The sequence below is a fragment of the Paenibacillus sp. FSL R5-0517 genome (genome assembly GCF_037974355.1).
In the GTDB taxonomy this organism is placed as follows: Bacteria; Bacillota; Bacilli; order Paenibacillales; family Paenibacillaceae; genus Paenibacillus.
In genome coordinates this window covers 4,297,451-4,321,327 of record NZ_CP150235.1, presented here as the reverse complement: position 1 = coordinate 4,321,327, position 23,877 = coordinate 4,297,451, and the positions used below count along the sequence as shown (strand labels likewise).

Genomic DNA, 23,877 nt, shown 5'->3' with positions numbered 1-23,877 from the left:
ATAAATTAGCATGAAAGCTAAACAACTTAACAAGCAACATTGTACTCTAACCAGTTACTGTGATTGCGTTGTAAGAACTCTATCCTGCTTATGCGGGAAACGAGTATATGACAAAGGCTTGGCCCATTAGGGTCAAGCCTTTGTTTTGATCTGTGTTATATGTCCCCATACCCCTAGGAGAAATTCCTTAGTCTCCCTTGGACAATTCGGCCACCGTTTGTTGAAACGTATGGATGAATGCTTCGGCTGCCTTCGACAGTACTCTGCCTTGCCGGTAAGCCACAACAAGTGTTCTGCTGGGAGTTGGCTCAGCAAGCGGCACATACACGGGTACGAATTCACTGCGCGGCGCACGGGCAATAAAGCGTGGAACCAGTGTAATCCCCATCCCTGTGGCGACCAGTGACTGAACGGTTTCAATATTTGTGCTCTCGAACACAACCTGGGGATCAAAACCAGCCTGCTCACAGAGATCAAATGTAAGTTTGCGGAAACCCTGTCCTTTTTTCAATACAACAAATGGCTCATCCCGAAGCTCTTCAATGCGCACAGGAAGCGGATTATCCGGATCTGCCCTGCGTGCCAGAGGGTGATTCGGGGGAACCGCCAGATCAATCCGTTCTTCGCCAATAGTTACATAAGACAAGCTTGGTTCTTGTAAAGGAAGAGATAAGAGGCTAAGATCAGCTTTGCCGCTTGCTGTCAATTTCTCAAGCGTAAGTCCGGAGTCTTCCAACAAGGTGACTTCAATCTCGGGGTACGCTTGTTGGAATGCAGGAAGCACGTGTGGGAGCAGGTGTGAGCCAGTGATCGGCATGCTGCCCACAACGACTTTACCTTTGCGAAGCTGGGAGATGTCTGACATTTCCTGACGTAATAACTCCATGGCATCTACGATCTTTTGGGCTTGCTCCACAAACGTAACACCGGCATGGGTTAACTCTACTGTACTCGTATTACGCTGAAACAGCAGTACGCCCAATTCTTTTTCCAATTTGGATAATTGCTGGCTTAATGAAGGTTGAGCAATATGCAGTTTTTCTGCTGCCCTGGAGAAATTGCGTTCGGCCGCAATTTGCAGCGTATATTGAAGTTGTCTGAATTCCATCGTCATTGGTCATTCCTTTCGTTATGCCACCATTATATCACTACAGATAAAGAAATCATTCTTATTACCGGAACTACCGGTAAACTCAATTATTAAGAGGTGGCTTCTTTATTTTGTATAAAAACATTGACAGCGACGAAGCGGGAACGTACTATAAGACTTACATGATAATGATAATTGTTATCAATTTAAACCTCTGCGATGAGCAGTGGTTTATTTGCCTTTCTTTTATTATAGGTTAAACCTATTACATCTATAGATATTATATCTTGGAACAATGAAGGACGGGGTGATATATTTATGTCATTCAAGAGCTTCACTTTTTAAAGGAAAACAGAGGCTCTTCCAAGGACCGAACTTATGATGAGGTGAAAATGATGAGTAAAAAAACGATGTTTGAGAAAATTTGGGAAAATCACGTAATTCATCAAGAAGAAGGCAAACCGAGCATTCTGTATATCGATCTGCATCTGGTGCACGAAGTAACTTCTCCGCAGGCATTTGAAGGACTTCGTCTGAGTGGACGTAAAGTTCGTCGCCCTGAGCTGACATTTGCAACAATGGACCACAACGTTCCAACCAAAGACCGCTTCAACATTACAGATCCAATCTCCAAACAACAAATTGATACCCTTTCGCAAAACTGTCGTGATTTCGGCGTGAAGTTGTATGATCTGGACACGGTTGATCAAGGCGTTGTGCACGTTATGGGACCTGAACTTGGTCTGACTCACCCAGGTAAAACGATTGTATGTGGTGACAGTCATACGTCCACACACGGTGCTTTTGGCGCACTGGCATTCGGAATCGGAACAAGTGAAGTTGAGCACGTTATGGCAACGCAATGTTTGCAACAAGCGAAAGCCAAAACGATGGAAGTTCGTTTTGTCGGCAAACGTAACCCGGGTGTAACCGCGAAGGATATGATCCTTGCAGTCATTGCCAAATACGGTACAGACTTTGCAACAGGTTATGTTATTGAGTACACGGGTGAATCCATCCGTGAATTGAGCATGGAAGAGCGTATGACGGTCTGCAACATGTCCATCGAAGGTGGAGCAAGAGCAGGATTGATCGCTCCGGATGAAACAACATTTGAATATCTGCGTGGACGTGAATACGTACCAGCGGGTGCGAAGTTCGATGAGGCTGTAGCAGGCTGGAAACAGCTTGTAACCGATGAAGGTGCAGAGTTTGACCATGTGGTTGAAATCGATGTGGAGACATTGATTCCGCAAGTAACTTGGGGAACAAGCCCTGGCATGGGAACCGACATTTCTTCGAAAGTTCCTGTTCCGGCTGAATTGCCTACAGAAAACGAACGCAAAGCGGCTGAAAAAGCGCTTGAATATATGGGACTTGAGCCGGGAACACCAATTGCCGAGATTCCAATTGATTATGTATTTATCGGTTCTTGCACCAATGGTCGGATCGAAGATCTGCGTGCAGCTGCAAAAGTGGCTAAAGGTCACACGGTATCCAGTCAGGTTACAGCAATTGTTGTACCAGGTTCAGGACGAGTTAAAATCCAAGCAGAACAAGAAGGTTTGGATAAAATCTTTACGGAAGCCGGATTTGAATGGCGTGATGCGGGATGCAGCATGTGTCTGGCGATGAACCCGGATGTATTGAAGCCAGGACAACGTTGTGCTTCAACGTCCAACCGTAACTTTGAAGGACGTCAAGGACGCGGAGGACGTACACATCTGGTATCTCCAGCAATGGCAGCAGCAGCAGCGGTTAAGGGTCACTTTGTGGACGTACGGGATTGGAATTTCAAAACGGAAGCAGCGATCTAATCTATAACAGACAGAAGGGAGAACGTTTAATATGGAAGAATTCAAAACATTACAAGGCATTGTTGCACCGGTAGACCGGGTCAATGTAGATACAGACGCAATCATTCCGAAACAGTTCCTGAAACGGATTGAACGTACGGGATTTGGACAATTTTTGTTCTACGAATGGCGTTTTGATGAAGAGGGTAACAATAATGCCTCCTTCGAAATGAACAAACCTCGTTATGAAGGAGCATCCATCCTGATCTCACGTGCCAACTTTGGCTGTGGATCTTCCCGTGAGCATGCGCCATGGGCAATTATGGACTATGGATTCCGTTGTGTCATCGCTCCATCTTTTGCAGATATCTTCTATAATAACTGCTTTAAGAACGGGATCTTGCCAATCAAGTTGTCAGAAGAGCAAGTGGAAGACTTGTTCCAACGTACAGCGACACATGAAGGCTATGAGATGAATGTAAATCTGGAAAACAAAACGATTACCGATGCATACGGACTGCATATCGATTTTGATCTGGATGAGCATCGTCGTCAATTCCTTTTGCAAGGACTGGACGATATTGGTCTCACTCTTCAACATGATGACGAAATCGCTGCGTATGAGCAACGCCATGCGGCTAAACTATTCGGTTAATCGCTAGATTAGCGTACAGCAGAAAGCTTCTGTCTCGCCAAAGGAACCTTGTTTCCTATGGATGAGACAGAAGCTTTTTTTATAATTTCAGAAGCTAAAATATCTTAATGAATCATCTATACATAGAACTCCCGATCTTTCTCGATTGAATACTTCAACATGTAATATCATCAATATATGACATCATTGATACGGAATCGATGTACATTCATGTAAAAGAGAGGATGTTTTTGAATGTGAGCTGCTTTTTTTATCTTATTTCCGACTGAATATGACAACGTTGTAACCGGATGAAGGGACAATATCTGATAAACTGATTAGTAGATTATGGAAGGTTACATAGACTCATTGATGTTATGCTGTGCAGAGAATCAGGTCGGATGTTCAAAAGACAAAAAGAATGGTGGATGAGGTATGAAAAAATGGTCCGCAGCAGTCGTTTTTCTTCTGTTCCTATGTTTATTTCCAGTCATGGCCCATGCAGACACCACTCCCTCGATTGTACTCGACGGTGTAACCATTAACCAGCAGACGGGAGCACCCGCCGAAAATATCGGAAAGACGGTCATGGTTCCGATTCGAATTGTATCGGAGAATCTGGGTTATAAGGTGAAGTGGGAGAAGGCAACTCAGTCAGTCCAGGTTCAAAAAGGAAACAGCACAATTCAAATGACGGCTGGCAAAGATGCAGCTACAGTGAATGGAAACGTGGTGAATCTGGATTCGCCTCCACTGATCAAACAGGGAACGACGCTTGTTCCGTTACGCTTTGTCGGGGAAGGCATGGGTCTGCGTGTTGGTTGGGACAATGGAACCAAGACAGTAAGCCTATTTAGTATTCCTCCCGTAGTCGGAACGGAAGGTGACAGTGACCCCGTCGAGGCTCCTGTCCCGGATGGTCTGACAGAGCTTCAAGGGATCACCTTCAGCGGAGATCGGTTGATTGTAGCAACAAACGGGAATATCAGTCCCAAAGTATCCAGTATAGGCGGGCCAGACCGTATTATAGTTGATCTGCCTTCAGCCACATTTTCTCAGGAATTCATTCAGGGACAAGCCTCTAACGCGGATGGCAGTGGACAGTTTCTCGTTACGGATTCATCATTCGTTTCCAAAGTCCGGTATGCCATGTTTAGTAAATCGCCTTCCACCGTGCGTGTCGTTCTGGATCTGAGTCAGTCGGCTACTGCCAAATGGTCTATTGGAGATAACAATGTCTTGCTTGTTGACCTGACAGCTACAAGTGGAGAACCCACAAGCCAACCGGCATTACCTACGAATGATGGCAAAACCATTGTGGTCATTGATCCCGGACATGGTGGTCGTCAATCCGGTGCAGTAAGTTTGTCTGGAGCTTATGAGAAGGATTTCAATCTGGCTGTAGGGCTGAAGGTACAGGCTATTCTTCAAAAGTACTCAAATATCCAAACGGTCATTACACGCCAGGATGACACAGAGCTTTCACTCAAACAGCGAGTGGATATTGCTGAATTGAATCAGGCAGATGTTTTTGTGTCCATTCATGGAAACAAATTCACCACACCCGTGCCAAACGGGATTGAAACGCTATATAGTCGCAAAGAAAGCAAGACTTTGGCTGATACTCTTCACAAATATGTGTTGCCGGTAACCGGACTCAAGGATCGTGGGGTTAAAACGGCTAGTCTACATGTGACCCGTGAAACAACCATGCCTGCTGTGTTGCTTGAATTAGGTTTTTTAAGTAATTCTTCAGATGAAGCAGTCATGCTCACAGAAGAATACCAGGAGAAATGTGCTCAGGCGATTGTGGACGGAATTGTTGAATTTTTGGGACTCTAAAATGAATTGTGCGTAATTATGCAGGTTAGGCTAGTACGTTGTTTAGAGATGTATATTTGATAAATAAGGAAAAAATAAGACATTAAAATGTAAAAAAAGCTTGATCTGACAACGTTTTTTTTCTGTTATGTTGGAATATATTCGCAACTTTTGAGAGCGAGGGGCGTCTAATAGGTGTCTGGTAATGCCCAAACGGTCAGTCGGAGTTGGAAAATGACAACATGCGGCAAAAAAATATGAGAATGGTAGGGGTGAAGGATGAAGAAGTTCGGTTTTTTGGTACTGTTATTTGTCTTTGGGCTCGTATTCCCGGGCTATAGTCACGCAGCAACAGACACGAAAATTATCCTAGACGGAAAAGAAATCGTACAGCCATCGGATGCAAAAGCGGAAATTATCAACAGCAAGGTGATGGTTCCGATCCGGGTTGTGTCCGAAAATCTTGGATATAGCGTGGAGTGGAAGCAGCAAACGCAAACGGTGACTATCAGCAAAGACAACACTGCCATGCAGATGATTGTTGGACAGAAGACGGCAACGGTGAACGGCAGTAACGTAAACCTGGATGCCCCGCCACTCGTTAAAAATGGTACTACGCTCGTACCTCTCCGATTTATCGGTGAGGAAATGGGTCTTAAGGTGGGTTGGAACAATACCACGAAGACGGTAACATTAGTTACCCAGAATTCAGGTTCCGGAAACGGGACAACCACACCTCCGAACTCTGGCAATGAAGGCGGAGGATCGGATCAGGAAGGTCTTGTACTGGTGAACGGCATCAGCTTCAGCGACAACCGCCTCATGATAGCAACAAGCGGGAGTACGAAGCCGAACGTCTTCACGATGACAGGACCAGATCGAATCGTTATAGACTTGCCGAATACCGCATTTGCTGATTCATTCAGTGAAGGACAGGCTCTAGACAGCAACCAGAATGGACAACTCGTCGTTAGCGGCTATCCGGATGTGTCTAAGATTCGTTACTCGTTATACAGCAACAGTCCATCCACAGTTCGTTTTGTGATCGATCTGTCCAGTTCGAAAGGGTACAGTGTGCAAAATGATTCCGGACTGATCATGATTAATCTCGACAATCAAAGTGGTACACCTGCTCCTCCCGTTGGGAATAATGGCAAAAAAGTTGTCGTTATCGATGCAGGTCACGGAGATCAGGATCCAGGGGCAATTGGTGTAACGGGGAAACGTGAAAAAGACTTCAATCTGGCAATGGCTCTGAAAGTGGAAGCCTTGTTGAAAAAAGAATCCAAAATTGACGTTGTGTTAACGCGCAGCGATGATACATTTTTGGCATTAAAAGAACGTGTGAAGATTGCACAAGACATAAAAGCGGACATCTTCATCTCCATTCATGCTAACAGTGGCCCTGCTGCTGCGAACGGTGTAGAGACATTCTATACACGCTCCAACAGCAAAGCACTTGCTACAGTGATGCACAAGTATCTCTTACAGTCTTCCGGACTGAAAGATCGCGGAGTGAAAACGGCAAGTCTCCATGTTACCCGTGAAACGACAATGCCAGCAGTTCTGCTGGAAGGTGGATTCCTTAGCAATAAGAGCGACGAAGCAGCCCTCTTCACGGAAAGTTTCCAGAACAGTGTTGCCAAAGGGATTGTTGCAGGAATCAAGGAGTATCTGGGAATTAAGTAAGGGACAAGCCCTTATGTTGAGGAGGCGGAGTTAGAATGAACAAGAAAATATGGATTGCAGCCTTGCTGGTAACGGTTATGGCAGTTGCTGCTGGATGTGGAAGCAAGCCAACAGCTGCTCCGAATCAGACGCAAGGCGCGGGAACGGAAAACAATGTGACCGAGGTTGAAGGCGAAACAATTACCGAACCGGTAACTGCTGAACCAGAAGAGAACACAACACCAACAGAATCCACGGAAGGCAGTTCGGAGGGAACGACTACAACTACTCCGCCAAGCGAAACGTCTACGGACACGCCAACAACTTCCGAAAGTAATGAAAAGAAAACGATCACTGTATTCTATACGGATGAAGAAGAACTGGAGTTGCACAAAGCTTCGGCAGAGATTTCATACGCATCGGATGATGCCAAATATAAGGCTGCCTTTGAATCACTGCAACAGAGCAAAGACAATAAACTTGTTCCACTGTGGTCTAAAGAAATTGAATTGAAATCTGTTCAGTTCAAGGATGGAGCTCTTACCCTGGATATTCATATGCCAGATACGGCACGTCTTGGAGCAGGCGGAGAAGTCTTTGCGATGGATGCTCTGAAACAAACGTTCTTTCAGTTTGATGAAGTAAAATCACTTGATTTACTGGTGGATGGTCAGCAGACTGAGAGTCTGATGGGCCATGTGGATCTTGAACATCCAATGACAAGATCCGAATAGGTTGTACAGCAGTTGTTGTACCGTGAATCCACGGAATATGGATCGTTTTACATGAGAGAGGGGAATCATAGGTGACTTTTAAATATAACAATCCATCACACTCTAAAAAAGTAGTATCAGCCGTGCTTGCAGGCATGATGGCCCTTAGCGTCGGCGGAGCTGCCATGGCAGCAGAATCAACAGAAACGGGGCAGGGTCAGACAGCTGCAATAACGAATACGGCTGCACCAACTGGTTTGTTCAGTGACATCAAGGTCGGATACTGGGCTGAGAAACATGTGTACAAACTGGCATATCAAGGCATTCTTCTCGGTAACAACGGCCTGTTCCGTCCAGGAGACGCGGTAACACAGCAAGAAGCTGTAACAATGGCAATCCGTTTTATGAATCAAGAGGGCCAGTTGAGTACCGACACGGCTGCGGCATTACCGACAAACATGGAAGTGGGAAATTATTTCAAGCCATATGTCGCGCTGGCACTTCAACTGGGACTGATTGACAAGACGGAAGAATCAACTGTGGATGTATCCAAGACATCATGGGGGCAAAAGCCGGCTTCACGGGAATGGATTACGAAATTGTTAATCCGCTCATTGGACAAGGATGCGGAAGCAAAGGCACAAAACAATCAATCTACCGGATTTGCTGATAATGCAGATATCTCTGAAAGTGGTAAAGGTTATGTCAATCTGGCTGTTAGCCTGGATCTGGCCAAAGGTGTGGAAGGCAACAAATTCAATCCAACTGGTTCCGTAACCCGTGCTCAACTTGCTACCTTCTTCAGTCGTGGCGAATCGTTAACGGATACGAAGTATCCGAACACTTCCACGGGTTATGTGACTGGATTGAAAGATGGGCAGATCACGCTGGTTGTGGACGGCAAAGCCGTTAACTTCGCAGTGAACAGCAGTACGCCTTACTTTACGAAAGACAGTGAGACGCGTGCTTCATCCACAGATGTGAAACTATACACGAAAGTTATGGTTGTGGGTTCGGCTGGCGGGGCTTCCTATGTGGAAGTCGTTGATGCTACACCACAGGTGGAAAGCGTTGAAGGTACATTTGCACGTTCATTGTCTGGCAATAAGATTGGTATTTTTGTGGGCGAGAATTACGAAACGTACAGTTATGATGAAGCAACGGCATTCATCGATCAGAATGGTAATGCAATCAGACTGTCCGATATTACGGCAGATAGTGTCATCGAAGTACAGCGTGAGACGTTCTCGGCTGACAAAAAAACAGTCGCAATCCGTGTGAAATCCGGCATTGTGAACAAGAGTGACAATGGCGTAGTTGCTGAAGTATCTACTTCTGGCAAAACCATTAAACTTGTCAATGCAGCGGGTGCTACCGAGCAGTTTGCTTACAATGACAATCTGCTTATCACATATCAGAACCGTATCCTGTCAGTGGCTGATCTGAAAGCCGGCAGTGCTGTAAAATACACCGTTAAGGACAGTGTTCTGCAAACGATCGTATTAACTCAAGGTGTGGAGCAATCTGTGCGCGGAACACTGGTTGAGATCGGTGGTAACCAATCCACGTTAACGTTCAAACGTGAAGGAGGTTCACTGGAGGCGAAACTGCTGACTGAAAAGCCGGAAGTCATTATCAATGGCATTCAGGATGCAACGCTGAATGATCTCATCACGGATGCTACGAACGGGGATCAGGTGGAGCTGACATTAAACGCTGATGACCAGGTAACGCGTATTCAGGTCATTGGACGCCAAATGGAACCTATGAACGGGGTAACAGTTGTGTCTTACAATAGTAAAACAAAGGTACTTACCGTGCTGGACAACAACAAAAAACCGTTTGTATTTACATTGGATGAGAAAACAAAGCTGGATTATAATACGACCAAACCTACACTGGCTGGTCTGGAGTCACTCTTAAACGATGGTCGAAAATTGGATCTGACATATGTGGGAACACGTGCATTGTCCGTTAAAGTAATTTACAAGTATGAAGGTACAATTAGCAACATTGATACTTCTGGCAAGAAAATCAGTTTGTTGTCCGGTAATCAGACGATTACAGTGCCTTATTCTACGGTTCCTACAGTCGAGATGTATAATAAATCCGGCGCAAGTCTGGGAGATCTGAAGATTGGTGACAAAGTTACCATAACACTTGGAGCAAATCAGGATGTAGTGCAGAAGATTGCACTGAACACTGTGGCTCAATTCGAAGTGGTTGCCTTGGAAGCAAATAGTCGTATTCGAGTAAAATCAGATATGTTGACAAGTCAGTTCTACGTGGATCAAGCGGTACTGACAGGAGAGAGTGGTCAGACGATCACGCCTTCACAGCTGACAGCAGGCAACCTGATTAATGTAACATTTGAAGGAGTTACGCCAAAAGCGGTTCAAGTCGTGAAGCGTACGCTGGCTGAAGTTACAGCAGTGGATGCTTCATCCGTAACACTCAAGCAGTTTAACGGCCAGACTGAAACCGTGCCTGTTAGCGGTTCGGTTAAAGTCGTAAAATCTGGCTCTACGTTAACTTCGCTGACTAGTCTTACGGTCGGTGATCGTGTTGAAATGACAAAAGATACGGATAATTCAACACGCTTCAGAGTACTAACTGTCATGAGCAAACAATTCTGGTCTTATGATGGCGTGGGTAACCAGATTTTGGTTAAACGGGAAACGACAGCAGACACAAACTATCGTTTTGCACTCGGATCAAGTGTATTTGTTCACCAGGGTGACAATACTTTAAGCGTGCAATCTCTCAGAGATAATGATAATATTGTATTGTATCTCCTGAACAATGTGATTCTGGAGATACAAAAACAGTAATCGTTTCTTTTCGAGGATCAAAAGAATGACCGTCTTGATACGGGATCTTTCCCGCATCAAGACGTTTTTTTTGCAAGCTTTTTGAGGTCCCCGCAAAGTATTCGGATGAAGCTTCGAAGTAAGGCTCCGCAGAGTGGAGTCATTTTGTGGGAGGTAGCTCTTCATGAATGCAGCGACGGTTAGGCATATACTCGAAACGATGGAAGCAATGTTTCCTGATGCACATTGCGAATTAAATCACAGCAATGCATTTGAATTGACGGTAGCTGTCCTTTTGTCTGCCCAGTGCACCGATGAAACGGTGAACAAGGTAACCGCAGATTTGTTCCAGAAGTACAAAAGCCCAGCAGATTATCTGGCGGTTCCTCTCGAAGAGTTGGAACAGGATATTCGGCGAATCGGTTTGTATCGGAACAAGGCCAAGCATATTCAGAACATGTGCCGAATTTTAATAGAGCAGTATGGCGGTGATGTACCGCAGGAACATGATCAGCTTGTGACGCTACCAGGTGTCGGGCGGAAAACCGCGAATGTAGTTGTTTCCAATGCGTTTGGAGTACCGGCAATTGCGGTAGATACTCATGTTGAACGTGTATCCAAGCGGTTGGCACTTGCAGGTTGGGATGACTCCGTACTTGAAGTCGAAAAGAAACTAATGAAGCGCGTACCCCGGGATGAGTGGACACTAACTCACCACCGGTTTATATTTTTTGGACGCTACCATTGCAAGGCACAGAACCCTGCGTGTCATATCTGTCCATTGCTGGACATATGCAGGGAAGGGAAAAAACGTATGAAAACGTCCCAAATCAGGAAAGATAAGGAACGTGTCACCACCCGAAAACGAAAAATAAATTAATGAGCAGAAAAGGATGAATAATCATGAAATGCATTTCCGTGTACACTGACAATTTTGAGGCCTTCTCCGATATTTTTGAACAAATCGTTGAACAGGAAATGGCGGAGAATGAAGAAAAAGAAGTAGAAGGCATCACAGTAAGCCATTCTGGCGACGTGCCTGAACATTACCTGGAGCGTATGTCCGTTAAACCAGAAGTTGTGGTTATGAGAGACAAAGGCAGAGACATTACAATTCTTCAGCATGGACAAGTATTTGAAATCTTGCTTCCTTCCATGGAGAACGCAGTTTCCTAAGTAGTGATTACACAATTGGGTTCTGTTGTATTAAAGAGTTAGCAGTATGCTAAATACTGAGTATAGAACGTCTGACAGATAAAACCGACTTGTTCGGTTTTATTTTTTTATAGATTTATATGTTCACAGCGCACCTGAACAATTCGGTAATTGCAAGAATAGCAATCACTAAACACGTTCTGTCTTCTGTGAAAATACGTTGATCAACGTTTTTCTTATATTTGCATTTGTATATATAGGATAGTTCAGGTATATTCCATTCAATCGTTCAAATTCAAACTTGATAATGTTAAAATAAATGTTGTAAAAGAGATAGACATCGAAACGGATGTCAAATTAGAGGAGCCAGGGGGAAGGCCAGTCATGTCCAGAACAGATTACCCAAAAGAAATGGCCAAACCTCTGCTTCCGCTGCGTGAAGCGATGGAGCAGACAGGGGACCATACGGCTGTACAGGCTTTAACGGATTTAATCAGCAAGGCGGAAACGAAACATCTGACGATTGCGTTCTGTGGTCATTTCTCTGCAGGCAAATCGAGTCTCATCAACAGTTTGTGCGGTAAGCGGGTGCTGCCTTCAAGTCCCGTGCCAACAAGTGCGAATGTGGTATCCATACGTAATGGTAAGCCGAGAGCGCTGATTTATACTACGCCAAACGTAAGCGCTGACAATGGAGCAGGAACACTTGAAGTTTCTCCAGAGGAACTGGAGGCGTATTGCAAAAATGGGGGAGCGTACAGCTCCATTGAGGTATGGGATGATATTCCCTTGCTGAAAGATGATGCTGTTCTGCTGGATACACCCGGTGTGGACTCTACAGATCGTGGGCACAGTCTTGCGACCCATTCCGCGCTCCATCTGGCGGATGTGGTCTTCTATGTCATGGACTATAATCATGTCCAGTCCGAGACGAACCTTTCATTTGCCAAAAGTTTGTCGGATTGGGGCAAACCCTTGTTTTTGATCGTGAACCAGATCGACAAGCATCGGGAACGTGAGCTTTCTTTTGAACAATATACCGAAGGGGTCGAAGCTATATTTGCAGCCTGGGAAGTTAGATATGACGGACTGTTGTTTACTTCCCTCCGCGACAAGGAGCATCGCTATAACCAGTGGGATATGCTGCCGGAACTCATTGGACACATGATGCAAGAAAAGGAAGCGTTAATTACGCACAGTTTGGCAAGTTCGGCCAGTCATGTAACGGAGCAGCACCTGACGAGAGAAGCGGAGAAACGTGAGGATGAAGAACAATCTCTGCTGGATGAGATCGGTGGTAAGGAAGGAATTGAACGCTTGGAACGGGAGCTGGAGCTTCTCGATCAACAAGCAGAAGACATTCGTACCGGGCCTTCGCGAGTGCGTGAGAAATTCCGGGCAGAGCTTGAGCCTCTTCTGGCGAATGCAAATCTTACTCCTGCGGATATTCGCGCGTCGGCTGCTGCCTATTTGGAGAGCCGCAAACCGGGTTTCAGGGTAGGCTTATTGTTCTCAGGCGGCAAAACCGAGCAGGAGAAACAACGCCGTGTTTCTGAACTGGTGCGTTTATTACAGGATCAGACTTCCGGACAAGTGGAAGTACATATTCGTACGATGCTTAGGCAGCTGGGTGAATCCCATCAGATATGGGGAGCGGAGTGGGAGCAGGCGCTCAATACGGAGCTTCCTGCTGTGGATGAAGCACTATTGGAGATGAAACGCAGTGCCAGTGCAGAGGTATCTCCCGAGTATGTGATTCAATTCAGTAAAGATGTGCGGGGCGAGATTGAGGCCCGCTATCGCAGGTCGGCCATGATGCTGGCCGACCGCATGCTTGAAGCGCTGGGCGCGCGAGGCGAAGCCGCGCTCCAGGCGCTGGACGCCAGCCGCGCAGCGCTGCTGGCGCAATCCGCGGCGGCGGCGCGCTACACGGCGCTCCAGCGCAGCGCCGCCGCAGAGGCAGCAGGGCTGCGCAGCCTGCTGCCTGATGCGGGCCCCCTCCCCTCCGGGCTATTGCCGGAGGTGAAGGGCCCGCACGTGCCCGCGGTGCCTGGACCGGGCGAAGCTCCCGGTCCGCATGCGGGCACGTCAGCGTCTGTGGCTGCGCAGCCACAGACGCCAGAGGCACCGCCAGCGCAGCGCGCAGTCGCGGCGGCAGTGCCAGGGCCAACGGCAGCGGCTGGCGCTGAACGCCGCCGACGCCTGGACGCAGCAGCTGCACGGCTTGAAGCCGCTGCTGCGCTGGTAGAGCCGTACCCCGCCATGGGGTCGGCGGTACGGGATCTGCGTGCACGCGCGGCTTCGCTTGCGGGCGGCACGTTCACACTCGCGCTGTTCGGAGCGTTCAGCGCCGGCAAATCCTCCTTCGCCAACGCGTTGCTGGGCGAAGCTGTACTACCCGTCTCGCCGCATCCAACAACAGCGGCGATTAACCGGATCATGGCTCCTGCCGGAGGCGCGGAGCATGGAACAGCCCGGGTCCGCATGAAGACCCGGGACGCCTTCCAGGAAGACCTCGCCTATTCCTTCCGTTTGCTTGGACTGGGTGAGCCTGGAACCGAGTGGCAGAAGCGAGTACGTTCCCTCTCGCCACAGGATGTGCATCCGGCGGGGCGCCCGCATTACAGCTTTTTGCAGGCGGCAGCAGCCGGCTGGGAAGAAACAGCGGACCAGTTGGGCCAGGATGTACTGGTGGATCTGGAGGGTTACCGTAATTTTGTCGCAAACGAGAAGAAGTCCTGTTTTGTAGACAGTATTGATCTGTACTACAGTTGCGATGTGACTGAACAAGGCATTGTATTGGTAGACACACCAGGAGCGGACTCCGTGAATGCTCGTCATACGGGTGTAACCTTCAATTATATGAAAAATGCGGATGCACTCATTTTTGTGACGTATTACAACCATGCTTTCTCACAAGGAGATCGGCAGTTCCTGAATCAGTTGGGACGTGTTAAGGATAGTTCTGCTATGGATCAGATGTTCTTTGTTGTGAATGCTAGTGACTTGTCTTCCTCCGAGGAAGAACTGGAGCAGGTTCTCGATCATGTGAGCACCCAATTGCGCAGTAATGGAATTCGGGCACCACGACTCTTCCCCGTATCCAGCATATTGGCGATGGAAGGCAAGATGGCAGGTGATTCAAAGCTGCTTGAGCAATCCGGATTTATTCGTTTTGAGGAAGAGTTCAACCAATTTGCAGGCAGAGAATTAGCCGATCTTGCCGTAGGCGGAGCTTCCGAAGAGATGGCACGTGTCATTCAGCGGCTGAAGAAACGCGCGGAGGATGCGGCTCAGGGAGAGGAAGCTTTGCAGCAGCGGCGGAATGAACTGGAGACGATCCAGGGACAATCACGCCAGCGCATCCAGCAACTTGCAGCACGATCCATGACCGAAGAACTGTCACAGGAAACAGCAGAACTGCTCTTCCATGTGAGGCAGCGACTTGCCTACCGTCTTGGCCTATTCATGGCAGAAGCATTCCATCCATCCGTACTTCGGGAGGATCGGGGCAATCTGAAGGCGGCTTTTGCAGCCTGTGGACGTGAACTGTTGCGCATGATTGCGATAGAACTGGAGCAGGAACTGCTCGCGACCACCCTCAGACTTGAACAGGCAGGTCAGACTTGGCTGATGAAGCAAGTTACGGATTGTATAGGTGACGTCAGACAGTTATCAGGTGGGGTGGATGTGTCACTGCCACTGACCGAACGCTGGAGTACACCTGTGCTTGAAGAAGTCCGTCTGGAAGAACCGTCTGGATGGAAAAGCTATTTGAATTATTTCCGCAATCCGAAACAGTTCTTCGAAGGGGATGGGCGTCAGCGGTTACAGGAAGCACTTGATCCGGTCCTCAAACAGATGATCATTGAAGTTCTTCCTGCTGCGCAAGACAAACTGATTCAGTTTTATGACAACCAGCTATGTCAATCATTGCAACACCAATCCCGTCAGTTGGAAGAACGTCTGGACGAGGCGGTGAGCGGAATTCAAGATACACTGGAGAGCGGAATTCCGGCGGAGCAATGGACCAGCTTGTCCAACCAACTGGAACAGATTGAACACCGTTAAAATCGCGGCATAACGCGTATTCTCTGGAAGTCTTTGTAAAACAAAATGAATGATACAGCAACACATTGAAAATGTTGCGAAAATCAACCTAAAAAGGCCCCTGCCGAAAAGGCATATAGGGAGCCTTTTTTTGGTACGAACAACCTGAAATAAAGAGAATATTCAAACATTTGATTGAAAGGTGGGTATTTACCTTCATTAATGCGTCAATAAGCTGAAAGCAGGCAGAATATGGTCTGTTATTCGCTTTGCCGCGAATGGGGTACGGTGATAAACTTCATAAATGTTCATAGTATTTTTGAACGACATAAGAGGAGGAGAAACATGGATGTTCTTAGGCAACTGCAAATCTTTTTTTGGGAAAAGCGAACGTATTTATTTGTATCAATCTTGTTCCTCGCCTTAGCGACCGCACTTGGGTTAGTGTATCCGTACATGCTGAGGATACTGATTGATGATGTTATTGTTCCGCGCACTTTTGAAGACGTTCCCATAATTGCCTTGACTGTGTTAGGTGTAGTGATTTTAAAAGCAGGAATGCAGTTTTTACATGGCTTTTTTGGAGGACGCTTGGGTAACTTCCTGGCGTACAGACTTCGTAACGCATGTTATGAAAAGCTTCAATTTTTATCCTTCCGTTATTATGATACGGCCAAGACAGGTGATCTGATGTCCCGCCTCACGGGAGATTTGGAAGCCATCCGTAACTTTATCGGATTTGGTTTCGCCCAGATTCTCAACATGGTATTGATGGTCGTATTCGGCGCAATCATGATGATGACCATGAGTTGGCAGCTTACACTGTTCACGCTCATATGCATCCCATTACTTGCCTTCGTTGCGCTGAGATTCGAATCCAAAATTCACCCTGCGTTTCAGGAGATGCGGCTGGCGCTCAGTTCACTGACGACAGCGGTACAGGAGAATATTACTGGCGTGCGTACGGTAAAATCCTTTGCACGTGAGCCTTATGAAGTGGAGAAGTTCTCCACACGCAATGAGCGTTACAAGACGAATCAGATTCATGCCGCAACATTGTGGAGTCACTATTTTCCGATCATGGAGATTCTTGCTTCGGTGAGCATCGTGCTGTTGCTGGTAATCGGTGGAAGAATGGTTATACAGAATACGCTGACACTTGGTGAACTCGTTGCCTTTTTCAGTTTGATCTGGTACATAATCGGTCCAATGTGGAATCTGGGGTTCCATATCAACAACTATACGCAATCGAAAGCTTCAGGTGAACGGGTGCTCGAACTGCTTAATACGCCAGTGGATGTGGAAGAAACGCAAGATCCGGTCATTGTGGAAGCAGACCAGGTGAATGGTCATGTGACATTTGATTCCGTTACCTTTGCCTACGGCAACAAAATGCCAGCGGTAACCGATATTAATTTTGATGCTGCACCCGGTTCTGTAATCGGTTTCCTCGGGGGCACAGGGTCAGGTAAATCGACGATCATTCAGCTTCTGATGCGTGCATATAACGTCAACTCGGGTACGATCAAGCTGGATGGCAAAAACATCAAAGATATAGGCATTCGCAGTTTGCGGAGTCAGATCGCTTCTGTTTTCCAGGAAACATTCCTGTTCTCATCCAGCATTCGCAATAATATTTCCTACGGACTTAAGAATGTCACCATGGATGAGATTATCCGTGCAGCCAAGCTGGCCAAGGCTCATGACTTCATTATGGAGTTCCCGGACGGATATGACACGGTGGTTGGTGAACGCGGCATGGGATTATCGGGTGGACAGAAACAGCGGATTGCGATCGCAAGGGCTTTGCTGAAAAATCCGAAAATCCTGGTACTCGATGATGCAACCAGCGCCGTGGATATGGAGACGGAACATGAGATTCAATCCGGTTTCCAGGAAGTCATGCGCGGCAGAACTACATTTATTATTGCACACCGGATATCTTCACTACGACATGCAGATGAGATTCTGGTGCTGGATGAAGGTCGCGTGGTACAACGTGGCAAACATACCGAACTTATTGAAGTACCTGGACCATACCAGGATGTTTATAAAATTCAATACGCAGATTATATTGCCCGCGGTAAGCGGGAGGCTGGGGAGCAGGTGAATTCATGAGTGCCGAGACGATAGCAGACAGGCGCGAGGCCAAAGGGGCCTCCGAGAAGAAACTGAATGAACGATTTGTGTATCAGGATGATGAAATTATTGAAAAACCGTTTAACTGGAAAGAATTCGGACGTTTATTTGCATACATGAAACCTTATGCGAAACAACTGTTGCCACTCGTTATTCTAATGATGATTCTCGGTACCATTACGAAATTATCCGTACCTTTTCTGATCAGTCTGGCGATTGACCGGGCCATCGCACCGGCCACAGGGCTGCCAAGTATGACGATGCTTTATCTGATCGCAGGCTCCATATTCGTGTTGTATCTCATTCAGTGGGCTGCCAATACGTACCGGATCAAATTGACGAACATTATTGGACAGCGCGTTATTTATGATCTTCGCTCGGATCTGTTCAAGCATATCCAGAAGCTGTCCTTTAACTTTTTTGACAAAAGACCGGCAGGTTCCGTACTGGTGCGTGTGACGAATGATATTAACTCCCTGCAGGATCTGTTCACGAACGGTGCAGTTAACGTCATGATCGACTGCGTGCAGCTGCTCGGCATCATTGTGATCTTGCTGTTGATTAACTGGAAACTGGGTCTTGCCGTGATTATTACGGTGCCAATCATGTTTATCATCTCGACCAAACTGCGGGTGCTGATTCGTCGTGCCTGGCAGGATGTGCGAATGAAGAACTCTCGTATTAACTCCCACTTGAATGAATCCATTCAGGGGATTCGAGTGACTCAGGCTTATACACAGGAAAAAGAGAACATGAAATACTTTGACAACATGAACCTGTCCAGCAAAAAGTCATGGGATAAAGCATCAGCGATGAACCAGGGCTTCGGACCACTGATCGAGATTACCGGCGGATTCGGGACATTAATCCTCTTCTGGTTTGGTGCCTATCTGATTCAGGATGGTCAGTTGACCGTAGGATTACTTGTCGCTTTTGCCAACTATGTCGGCAACTTCTGGGATCCAATCAACCGTCTGGGACAGATGTACAATCAGCTATTGGTTGCGATGGCATCATCGGAGCGTATCTTCGAATTCATGGATGAAAAACCAAGTATTGCGGATAAACCAGGTGCCAAGCCACTTCCTTCTATTAAAGGAGATATCGCATTCGAAAACGTGGTGTTCGAATACGAGAAGGGCAGACAGGCGCTGAAAGGAATCAGCTTCTCGGCGGCTGCGGGACAATCAATTGCACTCGTTGGTCATACCGGTTCAGGTAAAAGTACGATCATCAACCTGATCAGTCGTTTCTATGATATATCCGGTGGACGTCTCACCATTGACGGACAGGATGTGCGGGATGTAACGGTAGAGAGTTTGCGCAGCCAGATCAGTATTGTCTTGCAGGATACCTTCATCTTCTCGGGTACGATTCGTGACAATATTCGATTTGGACGATTGGATGCAACGAATGAAGAAGTGGAAGAGGCCGCCAAAGCAGTCAATGCGCATGAGTTCATTATGAAGCTGCCTGGCGGATATGATACCGAAGTGGAAGAACGAGGAAACGTATTATCCATGGGACAACGGCAATTGTTATCCTTTGCCCGTGCGCTGCTTGCCGATCCTCGCATATTGATTCTGGATGAAGCTACTGCCAGCATTGATACCGAGACAGAGCTTAAAATCCAGGAAGCACTGAAGGTATTGTTGCAGGGAAGAACGTCCTTTATGGTCGCTCACCGTCTCTCCACCATCCGGAATGCAGATAACATTATTGTCCTGGATCATGGTGAAATTAAAGAAGAGGGCAACCATGAGCAGCTTATCCAAAAACAAGGCGTCTATAATGGATTAATAGAAGCTCAATACAGATTTTTGTAATAAGACTTTCAGACGCCTTTAAAGTGTCTGAGCGCATATGAACGTATAATACTCTGGCGTTCTTTAGCCTGATCCTCAATAATAAGTGCATTTTATTTATTGAAGACAGGTTAGAGGATAGCCGGAGTATTTTTTTTATCTTTAGTTCGTGTGGTATGTTATGTTTTAAAGAATCAAATCAGCATAATCGTTTAAGTCTGGAGGGAGATCAATGCAGATGGACAACAACGAAATAGATTCAAAACATTTTGATCACCTGGATCATATGAATTTTAGGCTCATTCAGGTGAATTATACGACTGATCCTGCGACGGAGTGGCTTCTGAGGAAACACTTTATTGAAACTTACATGTTATTATTTGTAGCGAGTGGCCAAGGTTGGTTAAAGATAGATGGGACTTTCATTGAATTGAAAGCAGGCGGACTGTACATAGGTTTTCCAGGGCAGTTGATTGAGGCAAATGTGCATTCGTTGGATGAACGAGGCGTGTATCACATGAGTTTTGATGTCATGTACGCACTGGAGCAGGAGGGTGGGACAGCCCTTGATATGATGAAGCAACTTTTACGTAATGAAGTGAATGGCGAGGTCAGCTCATCTTCTCCCATTGCCGTTGGCGTGATCTGTCAGATGATTTACCACCACACAATGAAGAAGGATGGCTTGCAAAGGTACTATGGTCAGATTCGTTTTCAGGAACTGTTGTATACCCTGTTTTACGACGTGGCCTGTGCCGAAAAGACGGATCTGGCTTCACCGATTGAACATGTTAAATCCTACATGGAGCAGAATTATTCGAAAAGATTAACTATTGAGGAATTAGCAAATGTGGCACGAATGAGCCCTCGACACTTCATGCGTTTATTCAAGAAAAGGTATGGCTACAGTCCAGTCGACTATTTAACGCTATATCGAATGAAACAAGCCCAGATCTTAATGAGAAATGATCACAGTTATCGACTCAAGGATGTGGCATCGTACGTGGGGTACCAGGATGAGACGTATTTCCGGCGTAAATTCAAGCAAATCTCCGGCGTTCCACCGGCAGCGTTTATACGTAATAGCAAACAAAAAATTGCAGCGGTTCATTCCCTGAGCATTGGTATATTGCTTGCATTGCAGATCATTCCATGTGCCGCGCCGGCAAGTCATCCATGGACATATTATTATAGACGTAAATATGAAACGGACAAAGTTATGCCACTTGCTGAGAGTGAGACCACCTGGCTGGAACAGCTTCGATTAGTTAAGCCTGACTATATTATTACGATTGGGACGGAGTCTGAGGTTTTGCAAAGTCAGCTTCAATCCATTGCTCCTGTGTGTGACCTCCCGTGGGAAAAAGGGGATTGGAGAGAGCATTTGAGAGTTGTTGCAAGTTTTTTGGACAGGTCTGATATTGCAGGGGTATGGCTTCAAAGATATGAGGAGAAAGTAACGGTCATAAAGAATCAGCTTGCGGATTCCATACGAAAAGACAAGCTAGTTGTACTCAAATTTTATGGCGAAGAGTTGCAAGTGTTAGGCCCAAGGAGCATTGCTTCCGTTTTTTACATTGATATGCAAATGGATGGTCCCGAAGGAATTGAAACTTATTGGGAACGGGGAACAGTGAGCATTAAGGAGTTGTCTGTTCTTAACATTGAAAGAATATTACTGATTGTGGGTGATGATGAGACATCCAGGCTGACATGGTCTGTTGTGCGTAAGTCTGAAGAGTGGCTTGAGCTGTTAGCGATACAAAATGGCGTAATAGATGTCCTTTTGTCGAGCGTCCTGTTGGACTACACGGCGTTTACCCACGAGCTTATGTTGGATGAAATATTAAAGTTATGGCAAGATCGTCCATGGCAAAAAGTCTGAATAGTCAATATCATGCCTGAACATATTTGATTATACTACTCCTATATCGTAGTGATAATGATAATTATTATTGATTAGACATTGTCATATATTAATGACCTATAGGGGGTACATACAGAATGAGATTCAGATGGTTAACCGTCATATGTGCAATGATGTTAATGCTCGTTATTTCGGCTTGCGGGGCAGCAGGTAAAGAAGCGTCCACGATTGAAGGACAAGAAGCGGGTACCGCCAATTCTTCAGCAGCAGAAGCAAGTCAGGTGAAGAAAGTGAACACGGAAATGGGAGAGATTGAAATCCCGATAAACCCACAAAAAATAGTGGGTCTGTCTGTGGTATATCCAGAATTTTTATATTCACTTGGGATTGTACCCATTGCTGTACAGAACTATCATGAGCAGTTTCCTTCTTACTTACAGGAACCGTTCGCAAACACGATGAAAATGGGAATCGGAAGAACACCTAATTTTGAAGCCCTCATGGAGGCAGCTCCGGATTTAATTATCGCTCCTGACTGGTGGTCCAAAAAGGACTATGATCAGCTTACGCTGATTGCACCTACCGTACTTTTACCACAGCGTGATGATTGGCGTGATGAACTGCGGGATATGGCCAAAATTCTGGATAAAGAAGAGCAGGCAGAAAAGGTTATTCAGGATTTGGTCGCTAAGGAGAAGATAGCTGCTGACAAATTGCATAAGCTGATCGGTGAAGAGACTGTTCTCTACATTAGAGTGATGGAAAAAGAAATTGTACTGCATGGAGAGAATCTTGACCGAGGAAACTTTGTCCACAAGCGATTGGGAATGAAACCACTTCCTAATTTCCCGAAAGATCAAACGGCCATGTCCGTATCCTTGGAAGTACTGCCTGAATACGACGCAGACCATCTGATCGTTCAGCTGGATGATGAGACTAATCCGGAAATTAAAAAGAAATTTGAAGATATGTTATCGTCATCGTTATGGAAAAATCTGAAAGCAGTCAAGCAGAACCATGTTTACATGGTGGGTGGCAAGGAATGGTTCAATCTGGGAATGTCCCCGCTTGCCGACGAATATGTCATTGATGATATTGTAACTGCTTTTGAAGAAAAAAATAAATAAGGCAAACGGTATGTTACCAGAATCTCTCTAATTCATAACTAAATTAACAGGGTGTGTTCAAGATGAATGAAGAAGATATCTACGATGTAACCATCATTGGAGGCGGACCTGCCGGCATGTATGCGGCTTTTTATGCAGGGATGCGTGATATGAAAGTAAAGATCATTGAAGGTAAAGACCAGCTTGGTGGTTTTCTGCACACCTATTCTGAAAAAACAATTTGGGATGTAGGCGGTCTGCCGCCTATGAAATGTTCGAAGTTGATCGAGTGGCTTGTTCAGCAGGCCAATACGTTTAACCCGACGGTAGAATTGAATTGTAAAGTCGAAAGGTTCACTCGAATGGATAACGGAATATGGAGGATGTATACCACTGGAGGAGAGATACATTATACTCGTACGATCATTGTTGCAGTAGGCCGTGGTATCGCAGAGATTCAGAAGCTGGAGCTTCAGGAGCCGATTGAATATGAGCAAGAGAATCTTCATTACACCGTGCAAAATCCAGAACATTTTTCCGGGAAGCGTGTACTCATTTCGGGTGGAGGCAACAGTGCAGTAGACTGGGCAATTGAACTTGCTCAACTTGCTCGCAGTGTAGTTGTAATTCACCGGAATAATGAGTTCCGTGCAATGGAACGAAATGTCAGTGAGATGAACAATATAACGGATGTGAGAACACCATACAGCATCACGCAGCTTCATAATAATGGTAAGCGAATCCAGCAGGTTGTGATTACGCATATGGAAAGTCAGGCCAATGTCGTGTTGGAAGTGGATGAAGTCGTTGTTAGTCACGGATATAAAAGCAATCTAAGTGATCTGGCCAGTTGTGGGCTGAAGATGGACGATGGAATGGTTCGAATGAGCCACCATGCACAGACGAGTCTTCCAGGTGTTTTTGCAGCAGGGGACTGTTCGACCCACGAGAGCAAAGTCAGACTCATTGCCGGAGCCTTTAATGATGCGATTGTTGCAGTCAATAGTGCGAAGCAATACATGACTCCAGACGCACCCAAGATGGCTTACGTTTCCTCACATAATGAAATTTTCAGAGAAAAAAATCGACAAATCCCAAGATTTTAAATTTGGGATTTGTTTGTGCACCCCGATTCTCTGAAATATTAAAATCTTCCCTTTTAACTTTTCCTTAATTCTGGGAGGAATGGAAAGAGTATCGAATCTGTGAGCGGTAATTGTAAA

Annotated in this window: 15 protein-coding genes; 14 read left to right on the top strand and 1 reads right to left on the bottom strand. The window is 46.1% G+C overall.

The features are described from left to right. Positions 1–187: 187 nt before the first annotated feature. Complete coding sequence (locus MKX40_RS19095) at positions 188–1,108, bottom strand: LysR family transcriptional regulator (protein ID WP_339235087.1); 921 nt, start codon at positions 1,106–1,108, stop codon at positions 188–190. A 377-nt stretch (positions 1,109–1,485) separates the two neighbouring features. Here MKX40_RS19095 and leuC point away from each other — a divergent pair, with 377 nt between their 5' ends. From leuC to MKX40_RS19025, 14 genes are all read left to right on the top strand, one after another. Continuing rightward, positions 1,486–2,907, top strand: a complete 1,422-nt coding sequence (leuC, locus tag MKX40_RS19090; protein ID WP_253442662.1) for a 3-isopropylmalate dehydratase large subunit — start codon at positions 1,486–1,488, stop codon at positions 2,905–2,907. A 31-nt stretch (positions 2,908–2,938) separates the two neighbouring features. Next, the gene (gene leuD, locus MKX40_RS19085; RefSeq protein WP_091028995.1) at positions 2,939–3,541 is read left to right on the top strand and encodes a 3-isopropylmalate dehydratase small subunit; all 603 of its coding nucleotides are present in this window, start codon (positions 2,939–2,941) and stop codon (positions 3,539–3,541) included. A gap of 414 nt (positions 3,542–3,955) precedes the next feature. Continuing rightward, the gene (locus tag MKX40_RS19080) at positions 3,956–5,362 is read left to right on the top strand and encodes an N-acetylmuramoyl-L-alanine amidase family protein (RefSeq protein ID WP_339235084.1); all 1,407 of its coding nucleotides are present in this window, start codon (positions 3,956–3,958) and stop codon (positions 5,360–5,362) included. A gap of 258 nt (positions 5,363–5,620) precedes the next feature. After that, positions 5,621–7,030, top strand: a complete 1,410-nt coding sequence (locus MKX40_RS19075; RefSeq protein WP_339235081.1) for an N-acetylmuramoyl-L-alanine amidase family protein — start codon at positions 5,621–5,623, stop codon at positions 7,028–7,030. A gap of 35 nt (positions 7,031–7,065) precedes the next feature. Further along, complete coding sequence (locus MKX40_RS19070; protein WP_339235079.1) at positions 7,066–7,743, top strand: GerMN domain-containing protein; 678 nt, start codon at positions 7,066–7,068, stop codon at positions 7,741–7,743. Between the two features lie 71 nt (positions 7,744–7,814). Continuing rightward, a complete protein-coding gene (locus tag MKX40_RS19065; protein WP_339235077.1) occupies positions 7,815–10,553 on the top strand; it encodes an S-layer homology domain-containing protein in 2,739 nt (912 codons plus the stop codon). A 163-nt stretch (positions 10,554–10,716) separates the two neighbouring features. Then, the gene (nth, locus tag MKX40_RS19060) at positions 10,717–11,412 is read left to right on the top strand and encodes an endonuclease III (protein ID WP_339235075.1); all 696 of its coding nucleotides are present in this window, start codon (positions 10,717–10,719) and stop codon (positions 11,410–11,412) included. A gap of 23 nt (positions 11,413–11,435) precedes the next feature. Continuing rightward, positions 11,436–11,708 carry a hypothetical protein gene (locus MKX40_RS19055; RefSeq protein WP_017687779.1) on the top strand — a complete coding sequence of 91 codons (273 nt, stop codon included), beginning with the start codon at positions 11,436–11,438 and terminating at the stop codon, positions 11,706–11,708. Between the two features lie 363 nt (positions 11,709–12,071). Further along, the gene (locus MKX40_RS19050) at positions 12,072–15,758 is read left to right on the top strand and encodes a dynamin family protein (protein WP_339235073.1); all 3,687 of its coding nucleotides are present in this window, start codon (positions 12,072–12,074) and stop codon (positions 15,756–15,758) included. 324 nt (positions 15,759–16,082) lie between these two features. Further along, entirely contained in the window at positions 16,083–17,855 is a 1,773-nt protein-coding gene (locus MKX40_RS19045; RefSeq protein WP_339235070.1) for an ABC transporter ATP-binding protein, read from the top strand. Next, positions 17,852–19,702 (top strand): ABC transporter ATP-binding protein, encoded by a 1,851-nt coding sequence (locus MKX40_RS19040; RefSeq protein ID WP_339235068.1) that lies wholly within the window; start codon positions 17,852–17,854, stop codon positions 19,700–19,702. Before MKX40_RS19045 ends, MKX40_RS19040 begins: the two co-directional genes overlap by 4 nt. Before the next feature lie 211 nt (positions 19,703–19,913). Then, positions 19,914–21,566, top strand: a complete 1,653-nt coding sequence (locus MKX40_RS19035; protein WP_339235066.1) for an AraC family transcriptional regulator — start codon at positions 19,914–19,916, stop codon at positions 21,564–21,566. Between the two features lie 119 nt (positions 21,567–21,685). Then, positions 21,686–22,675: an ABC transporter substrate-binding protein gene (locus MKX40_RS19030; RefSeq protein WP_339235063.1), complete on the top strand. Its 990-nt coding sequence runs from the start codon at positions 21,686–21,688 to the stop codon at positions 22,673–22,675. Positions 22,676–22,737: 62 nt separating this feature from the next. Continuing rightward, a complete protein-coding gene (locus MKX40_RS19025; protein WP_339235061.1) occupies positions 22,738–23,760 on the top strand; it encodes an NAD(P)/FAD-dependent oxidoreductase in 1,023 nt (340 codons plus the stop codon). Positions 23,761–23,877 lie beyond the last annotated feature (117 nt).

What these genes read in the sequence shown, in the direction of transcription:
- MKX40_RS19095 (WP_339235087.1), bottom strand. Translation starts at nt 1,108, where the DNA reads ATGGAATTCAGACAACTTCAATATACGCTGCAAATTGCGGCCGAACGC.
- leuC (WP_253442662.1), top strand. Translation starts at nt 1,486, where the DNA reads ATGAGTAAAAAAACGATGTTTGAGAAAATTTGGGAAAATCACGTAATT.
- leuD (WP_091028995.1), top strand. Translation starts at nt 2,939, where the DNA reads ATGGAAGAATTCAAAACATTACAAGGCATTGTTGCACCGGTAGACCGG.
- MKX40_RS19080 (WP_339235084.1), top strand. Translation starts at nt 3,956, where the DNA reads ATGAAAAAATGGTCCGCAGCAGTCGTTTTTCTTCTGTTCCTATGTTTA.
- MKX40_RS19075 (WP_339235081.1), top strand. Translation starts at nt 5,621, where the DNA reads ATGAAGAAGTTCGGTTTTTTGGTACTGTTATTTGTCTTTGGGCTCGTA.
- MKX40_RS19070 (WP_339235079.1), top strand. Translation starts at nt 7,066, where the DNA reads ATGAACAAGAAAATATGGATTGCAGCCTTGCTGGTAACGGTTATGGCA.
- nth (WP_339235075.1), top strand. Translation starts at nt 10,717, where the DNA reads ATGAATGCAGCGACGGTTAGGCATATACTCGAAACGATGGAAGCAATG.
- MKX40_RS19055 (WP_017687779.1), top strand. Translation starts at nt 11,436, where the DNA reads ATGAAATGCATTTCCGTGTACACTGACAATTTTGAGGCCTTCTCCGAT.
- MKX40_RS19050 (WP_339235073.1), top strand. Translation starts at nt 12,072, where the DNA reads ATGTCCAGAACAGATTACCCAAAAGAAATGGCCAAACCTCTGCTTCCG.
- MKX40_RS19045 (WP_339235070.1), top strand. Translation starts at nt 16,083, where the DNA reads ATGGATGTTCTTAGGCAACTGCAAATCTTTTTTTGGGAAAAGCGAACG.
- MKX40_RS19040 (WP_339235068.1), top strand. Translation starts at nt 17,852, where the DNA reads ATGAGTGCCGAGACGATAGCAGACAGGCGCGAGGCCAAAGGGGCCTCC.
- MKX40_RS19035 (WP_339235066.1), top strand. Translation starts at nt 19,914, where the DNA reads ATGCAGATGGACAACAACGAAATAGATTCAAAACATTTTGATCACCTG.
- MKX40_RS19030 (WP_339235063.1), top strand. Translation starts at nt 21,686, where the DNA reads ATGAGATTCAGATGGTTAACCGTCATATGTGCAATGATGTTAATGCTC.
- MKX40_RS19025 (WP_339235061.1), top strand. Translation starts at nt 22,738, where the DNA reads ATGAATGAAGAAGATATCTACGATGTAACCATCATTGGAGGCGGACCT.